The sequence below is a fragment of the Burkholderia sp. FL-7-2-10-S1-D7 genome, from assembly GCF_001524185.1.
In the GTDB taxonomy this organism is placed as follows: Bacteria; Pseudomonadota; Gammaproteobacteria; order Burkholderiales; family Burkholderiaceae; genus Burkholderia; species Burkholderia diffusa.
The window spans coordinates 37406-55169 of sequence record NZ_LOWY01000085.1; the positions used below are offsets into that span (position 1 = coordinate 37406).

General features: G+C 64.8%; 11 protein-coding genes. 4 read left to right on the plus strand and 7 right to left on the minus strand.

What is annotated here, in order from left to right:
• Positions 1 to 94: 94 nt before the first annotated feature.
• The 4 genes from lpdA to typA all read right to left on the minus strand — a co-directional run bounded on the left by lpdA (position 95) and on the right by typA (position 8030).
• Complete coding sequence (lpdA, locus tag WS75_RS25390; protein WP_059684452.1) at positions 95 to 1525, minus strand: dihydrolipoyl dehydrogenase; 1431 nt, start codon at positions 1523 to 1525, stop codon at positions 95 to 97.
• Between the two features lie 81 nt (positions 1526 to 1606).
• Positions 1607 to 2884, minus strand: coding sequence for a 2-oxoglutarate dehydrogenase complex dihydrolipoyllysine-residue succinyltransferase (odhB, locus tag WS75_RS25395; RefSeq protein WP_059684455.1), 1278 nt, complete (start codon positions 2882 to 2884; stop codon positions 1607 to 1609).
• Positions 2885 to 3020: 136 nt separating this feature from the next.
• Positions 3021 to 5885: a 2-oxoglutarate dehydrogenase E1 component gene (locus WS75_RS25400; RefSeq protein ID WP_059684458.1), complete on the minus strand. Its 2865-nt coding sequence runs from the start codon at positions 5883 to 5885 to the stop codon at positions 3021 to 3023.
• Positions 5886 to 6203: 318 nt separating this feature from the next.
• Positions 6204 to 8030: a translational GTPase TypA gene (gene typA, locus WS75_RS25405; RefSeq protein ID WP_059467636.1), complete on the minus strand. Its 1827-nt coding sequence runs from the start codon at positions 8028 to 8030 to the stop codon at positions 6204 to 6206.
• Between the two features lie 322 nt (positions 8031 to 8352).
• Here typA and WS75_RS25410 point away from each other — a divergent pair, with 322 nt between their 5' ends.
• The 4 genes from WS75_RS25410 (at position 8353) to WS75_RS25425 (ending at position 13291) form a co-directional block, all read left to right on the plus strand.
• Positions 8353 to 8844: a MarR family winged helix-turn-helix transcriptional regulator gene (locus WS75_RS25410; protein WP_059608556.1), complete on the plus strand. Its 492-nt coding sequence runs from the start codon at positions 8353 to 8355 to the stop codon at positions 8842 to 8844.
• Positions 8845 to 8931: 87 nt separating this feature from the next.
• Positions 8932 to 10428 carry an efflux transporter outer membrane subunit gene (locus WS75_RS25415; RefSeq protein ID WP_059684460.1) on the plus strand — a complete coding sequence of 499 codons (1497 nt, stop codon included), beginning with the start codon at positions 8932 to 8934 and terminating at the stop codon, positions 10426 to 10428.
• A 52-nt stretch (positions 10429 to 10480) separates the two neighbouring features.
• Positions 10481 to 11704, plus strand: a complete 1224-nt coding sequence (locus WS75_RS25420) for an HlyD family secretion protein (protein WP_059684464.1) — start codon at positions 10481 to 10483, stop codon at positions 11702 to 11704.
• Between the two features lie 27 nt (positions 11705 to 11731).
• Positions 11732 to 13291 carry a DHA2 family efflux MFS transporter permease subunit gene (locus WS75_RS25425; RefSeq protein WP_059684466.1) on the plus strand — a complete coding sequence of 520 codons (1560 nt, stop codon included), beginning with the start codon at positions 11732 to 11734 and terminating at the stop codon, positions 13289 to 13291.
• Positions 13292 to 13379: 88 nt separating this feature from the next.
• Here WS75_RS25425 and truB read toward each other — a convergent pair whose 3' ends face one another.
• From truB to infB, 3 genes are all read right to left on the minus strand, one after another.
• Positions 13380 to 14312 carry a tRNA pseudouridine(55) synthase TruB gene (truB, locus tag WS75_RS25430; protein WP_059684469.1) on the minus strand — a complete coding sequence of 311 codons (933 nt, stop codon included), beginning with the start codon at positions 14310 to 14312 and terminating at the stop codon, positions 13380 to 13382.
• A 14-nt stretch (positions 14313 to 14326) separates the two neighbouring features.
• Positions 14327 to 14647 carry a 30S ribosome-binding factor RbfA gene (gene rbfA / locus WS75_RS25435; RefSeq protein WP_373558515.1) on the minus strand — a complete coding sequence of 107 codons (321 nt, stop codon included), beginning with the start codon at positions 14645 to 14647 and terminating at the stop codon, positions 14327 to 14329.
• A gap of 190 nt (positions 14648 to 14837) precedes the next feature.
• Positions 14838 to 17759 carry a translation initiation factor IF-2 gene (infB, locus tag WS75_RS25440; RefSeq protein WP_059684475.1) on the minus strand — a complete coding sequence of 974 codons (2922 nt, stop codon included), beginning with the start codon at positions 17757 to 17759 and terminating at the stop codon, positions 14838 to 14840.
• Positions 17760 to 17764: the final 5 nt, after the last annotated feature.

Consider the following 17764-nt stretch of genomic DNA (forward strand, 5'->3'; position numbering starts at 1 on the left):
CAAACCGGAAAGAACGAAGGCGAGCGGGAAACCCCGCCCGCCTTCGTCATGAGACGGCTGTGCCGGCCGATGGCCGGCAGGCGCTACACCGTGCTCAGCTGTTCAGCGAGCGCTTGTCGACGGCGAGCGCCGCTTCGCGCATCACTTCCGACATCGACGGGTGCGGATGGCAGATGCGGGCGATGTCTTCCGACGCCGCCTTGAATTCCATCGCCACCACGGCTTCCGCGATCAGGTCCGACGCGTTCGCGCCGATCACGTGCACGCCGAGCAGTTCGTCGGTCTTCGCGTCCGCGATCATCTTCACGAAGCCGTCCGGTGCGTTCATGCCGAGCGCGCGGCCGTTGATCGAGAACGGGAACTTGCCCGACTTGATCTCGCGGCCTTCCGCCTTCAGCTGCTGCTCCGTCTTGCCGACCCACGCGATTTCCGGGTACGTGTAGATCACCCACGGAATGCAGTTGTAGTCGATGTGCGGCTTCTGGCCGTCGATCACTTCCGCGACCAGCACGCCTTCGTCTTCCGCCTTGTGCGCGAGCATCGGGCCACGCACCACGTCGCCGATCGCATAGACGTTCGGCACCGCGGTACGGCAGTGGTCGTCCACGTCGATGAAACCGCGCTCGTTCGCCTTCAGGCCGATCGCCTCGAGGCCGAGGTTGTCGGTGTTCGGTACGCGGCCGACCGACACGATCAGGCGGTCGGCGTCGAGCGTCTGCGCGTTGCCGTCCTTGTCCGTGTAGGCGATCGACACGCCGTCCGCGGTCGTCTTCACGTCACCGATCTTCACGCCGAGATGGATGTCGAGGCCTTGCTTCTTGAACAGCTTGGCCGCTTCCTTCGCGAGCGCTTCGTCAGCTGCGCCGAGGAACGCCGGCAGCGCTTCGAGCACCGTCACTTCGGCGCCCAGGCGACGCCACACCGAGCCGAGTTCGAGGCCGATCACGCCTGCGCCGATCACGGCGAGCTTCTTCGGCACCGAGTCGAACGTCAGCGCACCTTCGTTGTCCGACACGATCTTGTTGTCGACCGGGATGCCCGGCAGGTGACGCGCCTTCGAGCCCGTCGCGATGATCACGTTCTTCGCGGTGACGACTTCGGCTTCACCCTCGCCGCTCACTTCGATCTGCACGCCGGCGTCGGTCTTGCCGGTGAACTTGCCATGGCCCTTCAGCCAGGTGATCTTGTTCTTCTTGAACAGGAACTCGATCCCGCTCGTCATCTTCTCGACGATCGCATCCTTGCGGCCGAGCATCTTCGCGACGTCGATCTTCACGCCGTCGACCGTGATGCCGTGGTCGGCCAGGTGATGCGACGTGTTCTCGAACTCTTCCGACGAAGCGAGCAGCGCCTTCGACGGGATGCAGCCGACGTTCAGGCAGGTGCCGCCGAGCTTCAGCGCGCCGGCCGGGTTCTTCCACTTCTCGATACAGGCAACGGTCTTGCCGAGCTGCGCAGCGCGAATCGCGGCGATGTAGCCGCCGGGGCCGGCGCCGATCACGACGACGTCAAATTCCTTGGACATGACAATCCTTTCTACTTGTACGCCCGCACGGTCGCGCGTGTACGCGACCGTGCGGAGCGGGTCAATGCAGTGAGACTCGGCTTACAGGTCGAGCAGCAGGCGTGCCGGATCTTCCAGCGCATCCTTCATCGCGACGAGCGACAGGACGGCTTCGCGGCCGTCGATGATGCGGTGGTCGTACGACAGTGCCAGGTAGTTGATCGGACGGATCACGATCTGGCCGTTTTCGACGACCGGGCGCTCCTTCGTCGCGTGCACGCCGAGGATGGCCGACTGCGGCGGGTTGATGATCGGCGTCGACAGCATCGAGCCGAACACACCGCCGTTCGAGATCGAGAACGTACCGCCCGTCATTTCCTCGATCGACAGCTTGCCGTCCTTCGCCTTCTGACCGAATTCGGCAATCTTCTTCTCGATGTCCGCGAGGCTCAGTTGATCGGCATTGCGCAGGATCGGCACCACGAGGCCGCGCGGCGAGCCGACGGCGATACCGATGTCGAAGTAGCCGTGGTAGACGATATCGTTACCGTCGATCGACGCGTTCACGAGCGGGAACTTCTTCAGCGCATGCACGGCCGCCTTCACGAAGAACGACATGAAGCCGAGCTTCACGCCATGTTCCTTCTCGAACTTGTCCTTGTACTTGTTGCGCAGCTCCATGACCGGAGCCATGTTGACTTCGTTGAACGTCGTCAGGATTGCGTTGGTCTGCTGCGACTCGAGCAGACGCTCGGCGATACGCGCACGCAGGCGCGACATCGGCACGCGCTGTTCCGGACGGTCGTTCAGCCACGTCGCGGCCGACGCCGGCACCTTCACTTCCGGCAGCGACGGCTTTGCAGCGGCGGTCTTCGCCGGTGCGGCGGCCGGAGCAGCCTTCGGTGCGCTGCCTGCGGCCAGCGCGTCGCCCTTCGTGACGCGGCCGTCGCGGCCCGAACCTGCGACGTCGCCTGCCGACAGGCCCTTCTCGGCCAGCAGCTTCGCTGCGGCCGGCGATGCAGCGGCCGAGCTCAATGCAACTGCGGCAGCCGGCTGCGCTGCCGGTGCGGCTGCAGCGGGGGCTGCTGCCGGCTTGACTTCGGCGGCGCCTGCCGCTGCTTCGGCAGCACCTGCCTTCGCTTCGGTGTCGATCGTCGCGATGATCTGGTCGGCGACGACCGTGTCACCGTCGTTCTGCAGCACTTGCGCGAGCACGCCCGCGGCCGGCGCCGGCACTTCGAGCACGACCTTGTCGGTCTCGAGTTCGATCAGGATTTCGTCCTGCGCGACTGCTTCGCCCGGCTTCTTCTTCCACTGCAGCATGGTGGCTTCCGAAACCGACTCCGAAAGCTGGGGGACTTTGACTTCTACGATAGCCATGTGATTTTCCTGGATGCTTAATCTGGGTAATGACGAGGTTCGTGCGATTCCTTCGGCCGGTGCGGCGCGCGACGCGCCCGGCGGGCCAAAAGACACGGGAAAGCGCAGCGCGCCTTCCCGTTTCGCTTGACGTCGGTTATTTCGCGATCGATGCGCTCTTCAGGCGGCCGAACGCACCTTCGATGAGGGCCTTCTGCTGCTCGTAGTGCTTCGCGTAGTAGCCAACCGCCGGCGAGGCCGAAGCCGGACGGCCGCTGTATGCCAGCTTCTGCCCTTCCTTCATGCCTTCCTTCAGGTGGTGCTCGACGTAGAACCAGGGGCCCTGGTTCTGCGGCTCGTCCTGCACCCAGACCACTTCAGTCGCGTTCTCGTACTTCTTCATTTCGGCTTCGAACTGCTTGTGCGCGAACGGATACAGCTGCTCGATACGGATGATCGCGATGTCGTTCGCCTTCGCTTCGCGGCGATGCGCGACGAGGTCGTAGTACACGCGGCCCGAGCACACCAGCACGCGCTTGACCTTCTTCGCGTCGATGCCGCCGTCGGTTTCGCCGATCACCGGCTGGAACGAACCCTTCGCGAGTTCCGACAGGTCCGACACCGCCTCCTTGTGGCGCAGCAGCGACTTCGGCGTTGCGACGATCAGCGGCTTGCGGAACAGACGGATCATCTGGCGACGCAGCAGGTGGAAAATCTGCGCCGGCGTCGTCGGTTGAACGACCTGCATGTTGTGATCGGCACACAGCTGCAGGAAACGCTCGATACGCGTCGACGAGTGTTCCGGACCCTGGCCTTCGTAGCCGTGCGGCAGCAGCATCGTGAGACCCGACACGCGACCCCACTTCACTTCGCCCGACGAGATGAACTGGTCGATCACGACCTGCGCGCCGTTGACGAAGTCGCCGAACTGGGCTTCCCACAGCACGAGCGTGTTCGGCTCGGCGGTCGAGTAACCGTATTCGAAGCCCAGCACCGCTTCTTCCGACAGCACCGAGTCGATCACCGTGAACTTCGCCTGACCGTCGGCGATGTTCTGCAGCGGCACGTACGTGCCGTCGTTCCAGCGCTCGCGGTTCTGGTCGTGCAGCACCGCGTGACGGTGCGTGAACGTGCCGCGGCCCGAGTCCTGGCCCGTCAGGCGCACCGAGTAGCCCGATGCGACGAGCGACGCGAATGCGAGGTGTTCGCCCATGCCCCAGTCGAGCGGCTGGTCGCCGCGCGCCATGTTGCGGCGGTCGTTGATCACGCGCTCGACGAGCGGGTGGACCTTGAAGTTTTCCGGGACCGTCGTGATGCGTTCGCCGAGGCGCTTCAGTTCGGCGAGCGGCACGGCCGTATCGGCTGCATCCGTCCACTTGCGGTTCAGGAACGGAACCCAGTCGACCGCGTACTTGCTCTTGTAGTTCGACAGAACCGGATCGACGGTGTGGTGGCCGTCGTCCATCGCCTTGCGGTACGCCTTCACGTAGTTGTCGGCGTCTTCCGCGGTGATCACGCCCTGCTGCACGAGCTTCTCGGCGTACAGCGCACGGGTGCCCGGGTGCTGCGCGATCTTCTTGTACATCAGCGGCTGCGTGACCGCCGGCGTGTCCTGCTCGTTGTGACCCAGCTTGCGGAAGCAGACGATGTCGATCACGACATCCTTGTGGAACTGCATCCGGTAGTCGATCGCGATCTGGGTCGCGAGCACCACGGCTTCCGGATCGTCACCGTTCACGTGCAGCACCGGCGCTTCGATCATCTTGACCACGTCGGTACAGTACAGCGTCGAGCGCGCGTCGCGCGGGTCGGACGTCGTGAAGCCGATCTGGTTGTTGATGACGATGTGCAGCGTGCCGTGCGTGCCGTAACCGCGCGTCTGCGCGAGGTTCAGCGTTTCCATCACGACACCCTGGCCAGCGAAGGCCGCGTCACCGTGGATCTGAACCGGCAGCACCTGCAGGCCGTCTTCGTCGCCGCGACGATCCATCCGTGCCTTCGCCGAACCTTCGACCACCGGGTTCACGATTTCGAGGTGCGACGGGTTGAACGCGAGCGACAGGTGGACCGGGCCGCCTTCCGTCGACACGTCCGACGAGAAGCCCTTGTGGTACTTCACGTCACCTGCCGGCAGGTCGTCGACGTGCTTGCCTTCGAATTCGGCGAACAGGTCGGCCGGCATCTTGCCCAGCGTGTTGACCAGCACGTTCAGACGGCCGCGGTGGGCCATGCCGATGATGATTTCCTGCACGCCGCGCTTGCCCGCATGCTGGACGACTTCGTCCATCGCCGCGATGAAGCTTTCGCCGCCTTCGAGCGAGAAGCGCTTCTGGCCGACGTACTTGGTGTGCAGATAGCGCTCGAGGCCTTCCGCTGCCGTCAGGCGATTCAGGATGTGCTTCTTCTTGTCGACCGAGAAGGACGGCGTCGCGCGGATCGATTCCAGGCGCTCCTGCCACCAGCGCTTCTGCTCCGGATCGCTGATGTACATGTATTCGGCGCCGATCGTGCCGCAATACGTGTCACGCAGGCCCTTGACGATGTCGCGCAGCGAAGCCTGGTCGAAACCGAAATACAGGTTGCTCGCGCTGTACGTCTGGTCGAGGTCGCCTTCGGAGAAGTCGTAGAACGCAGGTTCGAGTTCGGGGATGGCGGGACGTTCGCGACGCTTCAGCGGATCCAGATTGGCCCATTGCGAGCCGAGGAAGCGATATGCGCTGATGAGGGACTGGACGTGGACCTGCTTGCGTGCGGTCGCCAGATTGCTCGTGCTTTCGCGCGGGATGAAGGCATTGGCCTTCGCACGCTCGGCAAACGATTCGACGATCGGGAAATGAGCGACGTCATTGGCATTCGAGCCGTCGGTTGCAGGCACGTTCTGCAGCGCGTCGAAATACTCTCGCCAATTCTCCGGCACCGACGCCGGATTGTTGAGGTATGCATCGTACAGTTCTTCAACGTACGAAGCATTGCCGCCGAACAGATAGGAGTTCAGCTGAAACTGCTTCATTACATCTGACATTTTACGCTCACCTTTCTTCGAGCTTCTCGAGAAATAGCGGGTTGCTCAACCTTCCGCGACACGGCCTGACCGTTTAGCGGATTGCGAATCAAGTCTTGCTTGGAAGGACCTAAAACTTGCGTGCGCGCAGCATATCACAGAACCGATACCGGAGTTCACGGCGAAATGTGCCTGAAAGCACCGCGTGGCGGTGTTTCTCCGGATTGCCACGACGCGCGGGAACAGTGTTTTGCAACCCGCCCGATTGCACCCTGCGCAAATGCAAAAAAGGCCGCCCAAAAGGGCAGCCTTTTCGTCATGCACGGGAACAGCCGATACTTAGTCGACCGCGCCTTCGCGGCTCGCGCGGCGACGCTCGTGCTCCTTCAGGAAGCGCTTGCGCAGACGGATCGACTGCGGCGTCACTTCCACGAGCTCGTCGTCGTCGATGAATTCGACCGCGTATTCGAGCGACATCTGGACCGGCGGCACGAGACGCACGGCTTCGTCGGTACCCGACGCACGCACGTTGGTCAGCTGCTTGCCCTTGATCGGGTTGACGACGAGGTCGTTGTCGCGGCTGTGGATGCCGATGATCATGCCCTCATACAGCGCGTCGCCCGGCTTCACGAACATGCGGCCGCGATCCTGCAGCTTCCACAGTGCGTAGGCCACGGCAGCGCCGTCGTCCTGCGAGATCAGCACGCCATTGCGGCGCTCGAAGACCGAACCGTCCTTGACCGGCGCGTACGAGTCGAAGATGTGACTCATCAGGCCCGTGCCGCGCGTAAGCGTCAGGAATTCGCTCTGGAAGCCGATCAGGCCGCGCGCCGAGATCTTGTACTCCAGGCGCGTGCGGCCGCGGCCGTCCGATGCCATGTCGAGCATTTCGCCCTTGCGGCGACCAAGCTCTTCCATCACGCCGCCCTGATGCTCGTCCTCGACGTCGACGGTCAGCAGCTCGTACGGCTCGTGCCGCACGCCGTCGATTTCCTGCATCACGACGCGCGGACGCGACACGGCCAGCTCATAGCCTTCACGGCGCATGTTCTCGACGAGAATCGTCAGGTGCAGTTCGCCGCGGCCCGACACTTCGAACACCGTTTCGTCGCCCGTGTCCTTCACGCGCAGCGCGACGTTGTGATTCAGTTCCTTCATCAGACGATCGCGGATCTGGCGGCTCGTCACGAACTTGCCTTCGCGGCCGGCCAGCGGCGACGAGTTGACGAGGAAGTTCATCGTCAGCGTCGGCTCGTCAACGGTGATCATCGGCAGCGCTTCCGGCGTATCGACCGCGCAGATCGTCGCGCCGATGCCGACGTCTTCGATACCGTTGATCAGCACGATGTCGCCGGCTTCCGCCGACTCGACCTGCACGCGCTCGAGGCCCTTGAACGACAGCACCTGGTTGATCTTGCGGTTCAGCACGTCGCCTTCCGGACCGAAGCGCATCACGACCGGTTGACCCGGCTTGATGCGGCCGCGCGTGATGCGGCCGACGCCGATCCGGCCGACGTACGTCGAATAGTCGAGCGACGTGATCTGGAGCTGCAGCGGCGCTTCCGGATCGGCCGGGCGAACCGGCACGTGCGCGAGAATCGCCTCGAACAGCGGACGCATGTCGCCTTCGCGGGTCGCCGGATCGAGCGACGCGTAGCCGTTGAGGCCCGATGCGTAGACGATCGGGAAGTCGAGCTGCTCTTCGGTCGCGCCGAGCTTGTCGAACAGGTCGAACGTCTGGTTGATGACCCAGTCGATCCGCGCGCCCGGACGGTCGATCTTGTTGATGACGACGATCGGCTTCAGGCCGAGCGCGAGCGCCTTCTTCGTGACGAAGCGCGTTTGCGGCATCGGGCCCTCGACGGCGTCGACGAGCAGCAGCACCGAGTCGACCATCGACAGCACGCGCTCCACCTCGCCACCGAAGTCCGCGTGCCCCGGCGTATCGACGATGTTGATGTGCGTGCCTTCATATTCGACCGCGCAGTTCTTCGCGAGAATCGTGATCCCGCGCTCTTTTTCGATGTCGTTCGAGTCCATCACTCGCTCGGCGATCTGCTGGTTCTCGCGGAAAGTGCCGGACTGGCGGAGCAGTTGGTCGACGAGCGTGGTCTTGCCGTGGTCGACGTGAGCGATGATGGCGATGTTGCGAAGGGCGCGGGTCATAGAAACCTGGAAATCGTTGAACGCGCAAACGCGCACGCTCGTCAGTCACCGGGACACGTGCGCGCGCGTTGCAGCTTGGAAACCACAAATTATAGCACGTGAGAGTGGCGAGAGCCGGGCTGTTCGTTGCAGCGCAACAAACGCCCGACTCTGCCGCCGCCCCGCTCGCGACCAACGGGCCCGGCGGCACGCCGAAAACCCTGACGTCGACAAGGGAATTTTGGGGCACGGAGCGCGCCCTCACCTGTTCGATTAACATTTGCCGCGGCAAGCAATTGTGCCTATACTGCTGCCTAGTCAACTATTGCAGCTTCAGAGTTTTATGTCGGATTCTCCTTCCCAATCGCCTGTTTCGCCGCTGTCTTCGTATCAGATGAACGACAGCGTCGGTTATCTGATGTCGCGCGTGAAATCCGTGATGACCAACCTCGTCACGCAGCGCACGCAGGAAGAGCTCGGCATCACGGGCACGCAGGCGAGCATGCTGTTCATGATCGCGGTCGGCAAATGCTCGACGGCCGCCGAGCTCGCCCGGGAATACGGGATCGACGCGAGCGCGGTCACGCGCCTGCTCGATCGGGTCGAGAAGCGCGGCCTGCTGTCCCGTGTGCGCAGCATCGAGGATCGGCGGGTCGTGCGCCTCGAGCTGACCGACGAAGGCCGCGCGCTGGCCGAGCGGCTGCCGCCGGTGTTTCGCAGCGTGCTCGACGAACTGCTCGACGGGTTTACGCCGGAAGAAGTCGGTTTCCTGAAGAGCATGCTGCGCCGCATTCTCAGCAACTATTGCGAGACGGCCGGCGGCACCATCACGTAATAGTTGCCATAACAATTACTTTTGACAGATTAATGTAAGGAAATCCTTGCAGTGTCCATCATTCATTCCGAGTCAGAAAACAGCGCGATGAAACCCTCCCCGTTGTCCCTGCGCGCCGGGTCGTGCCGCGCCGCCGTCGCCGCTGCGGTCGCCGCGCTGGCGCTGGCGGGCTGCGCAAACTACATCGGCATCAAGAGCGACAAGCAGATCGCTCCCGCGTCGCAATTCGAAACCGCCCAGAGCCTGCCCGCCCAGGGCGGCAAGTGGCCGGCGCTCGACTGGGCAAACCAGTTCGGCGATCCGCAGCTGCCGAAACTGATCGACGAGGCGCTCCAGGGCAGCCCGTCGATCGCGCAGGCACAGGCGCGCATCGCGAAGGCGTCGTCGTACATCGAATCGTCGCGCTCGAACCTGATGCCGAAGGCCGAAGCCAGCTACTCGTGGACGCGTGAGCTGTATTCGTCGAACGCACTGTTTCCGCCCCCGTACGGCGGCCAGTGGTACAGCGAGAACAACGCGCTCGCGAGCGCGTCGTGGGATCTCGACCTGTGGGGCAAGAACCGCGAGCGCCTGCATACGGCCGTGTCGCAGGAAAAAGCCGCCGAAGCCGACATGCAGCAGGCGCGCATCACGCTCGCATCGTCGGTCGCCCGCACCTACAACTCGCTTGCGCAACTGTATGCGCTGCGCGACATCGCGCAACGCGAGATCACCAACCGCCAGACGGTCGGCAAGATCACCGACGGCCGCGTGTCGGCCGGCCTCGACACCAACGTGGAACGCCAGACCGCGCGCGGCAACATCGCGACGACCCAGGCGTCGCTGTCCGACCTCGACGGCCAGATCACGACCGTGCGCTACCAACTCGCCGCGCTGCTCGGCAAGGGGCCGGACCGCGGGCTGCAGATCGCCGCGCCGGTGATGAACCCGACAGGCGAAATCGCACTGCCCGGCAACCTGCCGGCCGACCTCGTGTCGCGCCGTCCCGACATCGTCGCCGCGCGCTGGCAGGTCGAGGCCGCGATGCACGACGTGAAGGAGGCGAAGGCCGAGTTCTTCCCGGACGTGAACCTCGCGGCAGGCTTCGGCTTCGATGCGTTCGGCTGGGGCAAATTCCTGAACTTCGCGAGCCGCCAGGCGCAGTTCGGCCCGGCCATCCATCTGCCGATCTTCGATGCCGGCGCATTGCGCGCGCAACTCAAGGGCCGCTATGCGGACTTCGACCTGTCGGTCGCCAACTACAACCAGACGCTGATCAACGCGCTGAATGACGTCGCCACCCAGGTCGCGTCGATCCGCGCGGTCGATCGCCAGATGGACGACGCGCAGCGTGCGCTCGACGCGTCGACGCGCGCGTACGACCTCGCCGTGATCCGCTACAAGGCCGGCCTGTCGCCGCAGCTGCAGGTGCTGACCGCGGACAGCAACCGCCTCGCGTCGGAACAGACCGTGACCAACCTGAAGATGCGCCGGCGCGACATGCAGCTCGCGCTGATCAAGGCGCTCGGCGGCGGGTTCGACGCGACCGGCACGCGGCTCGCCGCGCCCGACGCCGACCAGCACACGAAACAGGCCGCCAACTGATCCGGCGCCACCACTACGCAGACACTCGAAATAACGGACGGAGAAAATCGCCATGAGCGACCCCCAACAAAATGCCGCCAGCGCCCAGCCGCAGAACAACGGGAAGCGCAAGCGGATGATGACGCTGCTGATCGCGGTCATCGTGATCGCGGCCATTGCGTACGGCCTGTACTACTTCCTCGTCGCGCGCTTCCATGAAGAGACCGACGACGCATACGTGAATGGCAACGTCGTGCAGATCACGCCGCAGGTCACCGGCACCGTGATCGCCGTGAAGGCGGACGATACGCAGACGGTCAAGGCCGGCGATCCGCTCGTCGTCCTCGATCCGGCCGATTCGCAGGTCGCGCTGCAGCAGGCCGAGGCGAACCTCGCGCAGACGGTGCGCCAGGTGCGCGGCCTGTTCGTCAACGACGACCAGTACCGTGCGCAAGTCGCGCTGCGCCAGTCCGACCTGTCGAAGGCGCAGGACGACCTGCGCCGCCGGATGGCCGTCGCGCAGACGGGCGCCGTATCGCAGGAAGAAATCTCCCATGCACGCGACGCGGTGCGCGCCGCGCAGGCGTCGGTCGACGCGGCGCAACAGCAGCTCGCATCGAACCGCGCACTGACCGCGAACACGACGATCGCATCGCACCCGAACGTGTTGGCCGCGGCGGCGAAGGTTCGCGACGCATACCTCGCGAACGCGCGTAACGTGCTGCCCGCGCCGGTCACCGGCTATGTCGCGAAGCGCTCGGTGCAGGTCGGCCAGCGCGTGTCGCCCGGCAACCCGCTGATGTCGGTCGTGCCGCTGAACGCGGTGTGGGTCGACGCCAACTTCAAGGAAGTCCAGCTCAAGCACATGCGCGTCGGCCAGCCGGTCGAGCTGACGGCCGATATCTACGGCTCGTCGGCGGTCTACCACGGCAAGGTCGTCGGCTTCTCGGCCGGCACGGGCTCGGCGTTCTCGCTGCTGCCGGCGCAGAACGCGACGGGCAACTGGATCAAGGTCGTGCAGCGCCTGCCGGTGCGCATCGAGATCGATCCGAAGGACCTCGAGAAGCACCCGCTGCGCATCGGCCTGTCGATGCAGGTCGACGTCGACATCAAGGACGAGCGCGGCGACCAGCTTGCGAACGCGCAGAACACCGTCTACGAGACGAATGTGTTCGCGAAGTATGGCGACGAAGCCGACGCCGAGATCGCGCGCATCATCGCCGCGAACGCCGGCGGCAACGCACCGGCCCCGGCCGCGGCTGCGGCGAAATCGACCAACGCCGCCAAGATGATGTAACGGTTCCGACTCCGGAAAACTACCGACATGGCACAGGCTCCTGTCTCCCACCCGCCGCTGCAAGGCGGGCAACTCGTGCTCGGGACGATCGCGGTATCGCTCGCGGTGTTCATGAACGTGCTCGACACGTCCATCGCGAACGTCGCGATCCCGACCATCTCGGGCGACCTCGGCGTGTCGTCCGACCAGGGCACGTGGGTCATCACGTCGTTCGCGGTCGCGAACGCGATCTCCGTGCCGCTCACGGGCTGGCTGACCGACCGGTTCGGACAGGTTCGCCTGTTCCTCGCGTCGATCATCCTGTTCGTCATCTCGTCGTGGATGTGCGGCCTCGCACCCAGCCTGCCGTTCCTGCTCGCGTCGCGCGTGCTGCAGGGCGCGGTCGCCGGGCCGATGATTCCGCTGTCGCAATCGCTGCTGCTGTCGAGCTACCCACGCGCGAAAGCGCCGATGGCGCTCGCGCTATGGTCGATGACGACGCTGATCGCGCCGGTCGCCGGGCCGATTCTCGGCGGCTGGATCTCGGACAACTATTCGTGGCCGTGGATCTTCTACGTGAACATCCCGGTCGGCATCGCCGCCGCGCTCGCCACGTGGTCGATCTATCGGACTCGCGAATCGACGGTGCGCCGCGCGCCGATCGACGGCGTCGGTCTCGCGCTGCTCGTGCTGTGGGTCGGCTCGCTGCAGATCATGCTCGACAAGGGCAAGGATCTCGACTGGTTCGCGTCGACGACGATCATCGCGCTCGCGCTGATCGCACTCATCTCGTTCGCGTTCTTCGTGATCTGGGAGCTGACCGCCGAACACCCGGTCGTCGACCTGTCGCTGTTCCGGATGCGCAACTTCACCGGCGGCACGATCGCGCTCGCGGTCGGCTACGGCCTCTACTTCGGCAACCTCGTGCTCCTGCCGCTCTGGCTGCAGACCCAGATCGGCTACACGGCAACCGACGCAGGCCTGGTCATGGCGCCGGTCGGACTGTTCGCGATCCTGCTGTCGCCGCTTACCGGCAAGTTCCTGCCGCGCACGGATCCACGCTACATCGCGACCGCCGCGTTTCTCACGTTCGCACTGTGTTTCTGGATGCGCTCGCGTTACACGACCGGCGTCGACGAGTGGTCGCTGACGTTGCCGACGCTGGTGCAAGGCATCGCGATGGCGGGCTTCTTCATTCCGCTCGTGTCGATCACGCTGTCCGGCCTGCCCGGCCACCGCATTCCCGCGGCATCGGGCCTGTCGAACTTCGTGCGGATCATGTGCGGCGGTATCGGCACGTCGATCTTCCAGACCGCGTGGGACCACCGGAACAATTTCCACCACGCGCAACTGGTCGAGCAGACCAACGTGTACAACCCGACGTTCAACCAGGCCGTCACGCAGATGGGCAACCTCGGGCTGACGCAGGACCAGGCGCATGGCCTCATCAACAACATGGCCACGCAGCAGGCCGCGCAACTTGGCGTGAACGACCTGTTCTACATCTCGGCGGCGATCTTCGTGCTGCTGATCGGACTGATCTGGATCACGAAGCCCGAACGCGCGGGCGGCGGCGATGCGGGTGCGGCCGCGTCGGCTGCCCACTGAGCCAGCCCGCGCCCACACGCTCACGCAGCAAAAAGCCCGGTCGAGACCGGGCTTTTTTTCGTTTCGATGGGCGCCAGCGCGCCGTGCATCATTGAGCCGTCACGACGAGACGTTCAGGCGCCAGCACGCCGTTTGCCCTGCGGGCGACGCCAAGCAGCCGCACCGCGTCGTACACGCGCACCCGCTCGCCTTCTGCCGCGTCGATCGGATCGAGCGCCGACAACGGCAGACGCTGGCCATGCAGGAACCGCTTCGCGCAGGCTTCGTCGAGACGCACCAGCGGAAACGTCGACAGCAGCGCGTCGACCGGCTGAAGCCACGCATCGCGCGCTGTTTCGGCGGCGTCGGACAGCGCGTCCAGCGTCACCGCATGCTCGAGCGTCAGAGCGCCGACGCCCGTGCGACGCAGCATCGTCAGATGCGCGCCGCAGCCGAGCGCTTCACCGATATCCTCCGCCAGCGTACGCACATACGTACCCTTGCTGCAAGTCACGCGAAACGTCACGTCCGGCAGTTCGCAGGCCAGCAGGTCGAGCGCATGAATCGTCACGTTGCGGCCTTCCCGTTCGACGGTCTGGCCCGCGCGCGCATATTCGTACAGCGGCTTGCCGTCGCGCTTGAGCGCCGAATACATCGGCGGCACCTGCACGATCTCGCCGGTAAAGCGAGCGAGTGCCGCCTCCACCGCAGTCCGGTCGCATTCGACGGCGCGCGTGTCGAGCACGTCGCCTTCAGCATCGCCGGTGGTCGTGCGCACGCCGAGACGCATCGTCGCTTCGTAGGTCTTGTCCGCTTCCAGCAAGTCCTGCGAGAACTTCGTCGCCTCGCCGAAGCACAGCGGCAACAGCCCCGAGGCCAGCGGATCGAGCGTGCCGGTATGGCCGGCTTTCTTCGCGAGAAGCAGGCGCTTCGCGCGAATCAGGGCATCGTTACTCGACAGGCCGACCGGCTTGTCGAGCAGAAGGACGCCGTCCAGCGCGCGCCGCGGCACGCGTGGACGCTGAGGAGCTGCAGTCGTCATTGGGGCACGCGCGCTCACTCGCCGTTCGCAGGCGCGTCGGCTTCATCGTCGTCCTTCGCGCGCGTCGAGTTGGCTTCCTTGATCAGGCGCGACATTTCCACCGCCTTTTCGATCGTCTGATCGTAATGGAAATGCAGCGTCGGCACCGTATGGATGTGCAGGCGCTTGAACAGCAGGTTGTGCAGGTGACCCGATGCGTGGTTCAGCGCTTCCTGCGTCTTCTCCGGATCGCCGGTGAGCGCCGTGAAATAGACCTTCGCGTGCGCGTAGTCCGGCGTGAGCTCCACACTCTGGATGGTCACGATGCCGATGCGCGGATCCTTGACCTCGCGCATGATGAGTTCGGACAGATCGCGTTGAATCTGGTCTGCAATCTGAACGTTGCGATTGGGGGAAGTACGTTTCCTGGACATGATCGATCCGTGATCCGTTTATCAGGATAAAGCGGCGCGCCGTTGGCACGCCACCATGAAAATGGGCGGGACAGGCTCAAGCCTGCCCCGCCCAAGAGCCGATACGCGATGATTACAGCGTACGTGCGACTTCAGTCACTTCGAAGACTTCGAACTGGTCGCCTTCGATGATGTCGTTGAAGTTCTTCACCGACATACCGCACTCGAAGCCTTGCTTGACTTCCTTCACGTCGTCCTTGAAGCGCTTCAGCGATTCGAGTTCGCCCGTGAAGATCACGACGTTGTTGCGCAGCACGCGAACCGACGACGAGCGCTTGACGATACCGTCGGTGACCATACAGCCGGCAACCGTACCGACCTTCGGCACCTTGAACACCTGGCGCACCTCGACCATACCCGTCACGACTTCGCGCTTCTCCGGCGCCAGCATGCCCGACATCGCGGCCTTCACCTCATCCACTGCGTCGTAGATGATGTTGTAGTAGCGAATGTCGATACCGTTCGCTTCGGCAAGCTTGCGCGCCTGTGCATCCGCACGCGTGTTGAAGCCGATGATGACCGCCTTCGATGCCGTCGCGAGGTTGACGTCGTTTTCGCTGATGCCGCCCACCGCGCTGTGCACGATCTGCACGCGCACTTCGTCGGTCGACAGCTTGAGCAGCGACTGCACGAGTGCTTCCTGCGAGCCCTGCACGTCCGCCTTGATGATGAGCGGCAGGTTCTGCACTTCGCCTTCGCCCATCTGCTCGAGCATGCTTTCCAGCTTCGCGGCCTGCTGCTTCGCCAGCTTGACGTCGCGGAACTTGCCCTGGCGGAACAGCGCGATTTCGCGCGCCTTGCGCTCGTCCGGCAGCACGATCACTTCCTCGCCTGCACCCGGCACTTCCGACAGACCCTGGATTTCGACCGGGATCGACGGGCCGGCTTCCTTCGTCGGCTTGCCGTTCTCGTCGAGCATCGCACGCACGCGGCCATAAGCCGTGCCTGCCAGCACGATGTCGCCGCGGTTCAGCGTACCGGACTGCACCAGGATCGTCGCGACCGGGCCCTTGCCCTTGTCCAGCTTCGCTTCGATCACGATGCCCTTGGCCGGGGCCTCGACCGGTGCCTTCAGTTCCAGCACTTCGGCCTGCAGCAGCACGTTCTCGAGCAGGTCGTCGATACCGGCACCCGTCTTCGCCGACACCGGCACGAACGGCGAATCGCCACCGTATTCTTCCGGCACGACGCCTTCCGCGACCAGTTCCTGCTTGACGCGGTCCGGGTTCGCTTCCGGCTTGTCGATCTTGTTGATCGCCACGACGATCGGCACGCCACCCGCCTTCGCGTGAGCGATGGCTTCCTTCGTCTGCGGCATCACGCCGTCGTCGGCAGCCACCACCAGCACGACGATGTCGGTCGCCTTCGCGCCGCGTGCACGCATTGCCGTGAACGCCTCGTGACCCGGCGTATCGAGGAACGTGATGACACCGCGCGGCGTTTCGACGTGGTATGCGCCGATGTGCTGCGTAATGCCGCCCGCTTCGCCCGCTGCAACCTTCGCGCGGCGGATGTGGTCGAGCAGCGAGGTCTTGCCGTGGTCGACGTGACCCATCACGGTGACGACCGGCGGACGCGGCAGTTGCTCCGCATCGGTACCGGTCTCGCCTTCGACCAGCAGCGCTTCCGGATCGTCCAGCTTCGCCGCAACCGCGCGGTGACCCAGTTCCTCGACGACGATCATCGCCGTTTCCTGGTCCAGCACCTGGTTGATCGTGACCATCTGGCCCATCTTCATCATCACCTTGATGACTTCGGAGGCCTTGATCGACATCTTGTGCGCAAGATCGGCAACCGAGATGGTTTCCGGCACGTGCACTTCACGCACGATCGGCTCGGTCGGTGCCTGGAACGTCGATGCGCTGTCCTGGTGACGGCCGCGACCCTTCGGGCCGCCGCGCCAACCGCGGTCGACGCCACCGCTCGAATCGCCGCGCGTCTTGATGCCGCGGCGCTTGGCCGCGTCGTCCTGCCAGCCGCCCTTGCCGCCGCCCGGCTTCTTGTTGCGGTCGCCCGCGCCTGCCGGTGCCTGCGTCGTCGCCGGCGCTGCGCCGGCCGGCTTCTTCACGGCCGGACGTGCCTGCGCGCCTGCGCCTGCCGGCTTGGCCGGCTTGTGCAGCGTGCCCTTCGCTTCGGCGGGCTTCGGCGGTTCCACCGGCTTCGGCGGCTCGACTGCCTTGACCACGGCCTTGCGCGGCGTGTTCATCATTTCGCGGATCGCGCGCGCTTCGGCCTCGGCCGCCTCGCGACGCTTGCGAATCTCTTCCTGCTCGGCCCGCGCCTTGTCGGCTGCCTCGCGGGCAGCGTCCTCGGCCTTCTTCGCCGCTTCACGCTGGGCCGCACGTTCGGCGGCCGCGCGTGCTTCGTCCTGCGCGGACGGCGCACCGGTTGCTTCCTGCTTGGCTTCAGCGGCCTGCTGGGCCGCAGCCTGCTGTGCCGCTGCGGCTTCGGCCGCGGCGCGCTTCGCTGCTGCTTCTTCCTCGGCACGGCGGCGCTCGGCTTCGGCCGCTTCCTCGCGGGCACGGCGCTCGGCTTCCTCGCGCTCGAGGCGTTCCTGGCGCTCGCGCAGTTCCTGCGCCTGCTTTTCGAGCAGCTCGGCCTCGCGGCGCGCTTCTTCCTCGCGACGCTTCAGATCCGCATCGTCATCCGCTTCGGCGACCTGCGCCTGACCCTGCTCCGCACCCTCGGCCACGTCGTCGCGCTTGACGAACGTACGCTTCTTGCGGACCTCGACCTGAATGGTGCGAGCCTTGCCCGTCGCGTCAGACTGCTTGATCTCCGACGTATGCTTGCGGGTCAGCGTGATCTTGCGCTTGTCGCCGTCGGTTGCGCCGTGCGACTTGCGCAAATGATCGAGCAGACGCGCCTTGTCCGCCTCGGACAGCGCATCGTCTTCACTCGCTTTCTGGACGCCCGCTGCCTGCAGCTGTTCGAGCAGCACACCAGCAGGCATTTTCAGTTCCGCGGCAAATTGGGCTACGTTGTTACTCGCCATTCATT

Excerpts from the sequence above, each read along its gene's own strand:
- lpdA (WP_059684452.1), bottom strand. The coding sequence starts at position 1,525 with ATGTCCAAGGAATTTGACGTCGTCGTGATCGGCGCCGGCCCCGGCGGC.
- odhB (WP_059684455.1), bottom strand. The coding sequence starts at position 2,884 with ATGGCTATCGTAGAAGTCAAAGTCCCCCAGCTTTCGGAGTCGGTTTCG.
- WS75_RS25400 (WP_059684458.1), bottom strand. The coding sequence starts at position 5,885 with ATGTCAGATGTAATGAAGCAGTTTCAGCTGAACTCCTATCTGTTCGGC.
- typA (WP_059467636.1), bottom strand. The coding sequence starts at position 8,030 with ATGACCCGCGCCCTTCGCAACATCGCCATCATCGCTCACGTCGACCAC.
- WS75_RS25410 (WP_059608556.1), top strand. The coding sequence starts at position 8,353 with ATGTCGGATTCTCCTTCCCAATCGCCTGTTTCGCCGCTGTCTTCGTAT.
- WS75_RS25415 (WP_059684460.1), top strand. The coding sequence starts at position 8,932 with ATGAAACCCTCCCCGTTGTCCCTGCGCGCCGGGTCGTGCCGCGCCGCC.
- WS75_RS25420 (WP_059684464.1), top strand. The coding sequence starts at position 10,481 with ATGAGCGACCCCCAACAAAATGCCGCCAGCGCCCAGCCGCAGAACAAC.
- WS75_RS25425 (WP_059684466.1), top strand. The coding sequence starts at position 11,732 with ATGGCACAGGCTCCTGTCTCCCACCCGCCGCTGCAAGGCGGGCAACTC.
- truB (WP_059684469.1), bottom strand. The coding sequence starts at position 14,312 with ATGACGACTGCAGCTCCTCAGCGTCCACGCGTGCCGCGGCGCGCGCTG.
- rbfA (WP_373558515.1), bottom strand. The coding sequence starts at position 14,647 with ATGCGCGAGGTCAAGGATCCGCGCATCGGCATCGTGACCATCCAGAGT.
- infB (WP_059684475.1), bottom strand. The coding sequence starts at position 17,759 with ATGGCGAGTAACAACGTAGCCCAATTTGCCGCGGAACTGAAAATGCCT.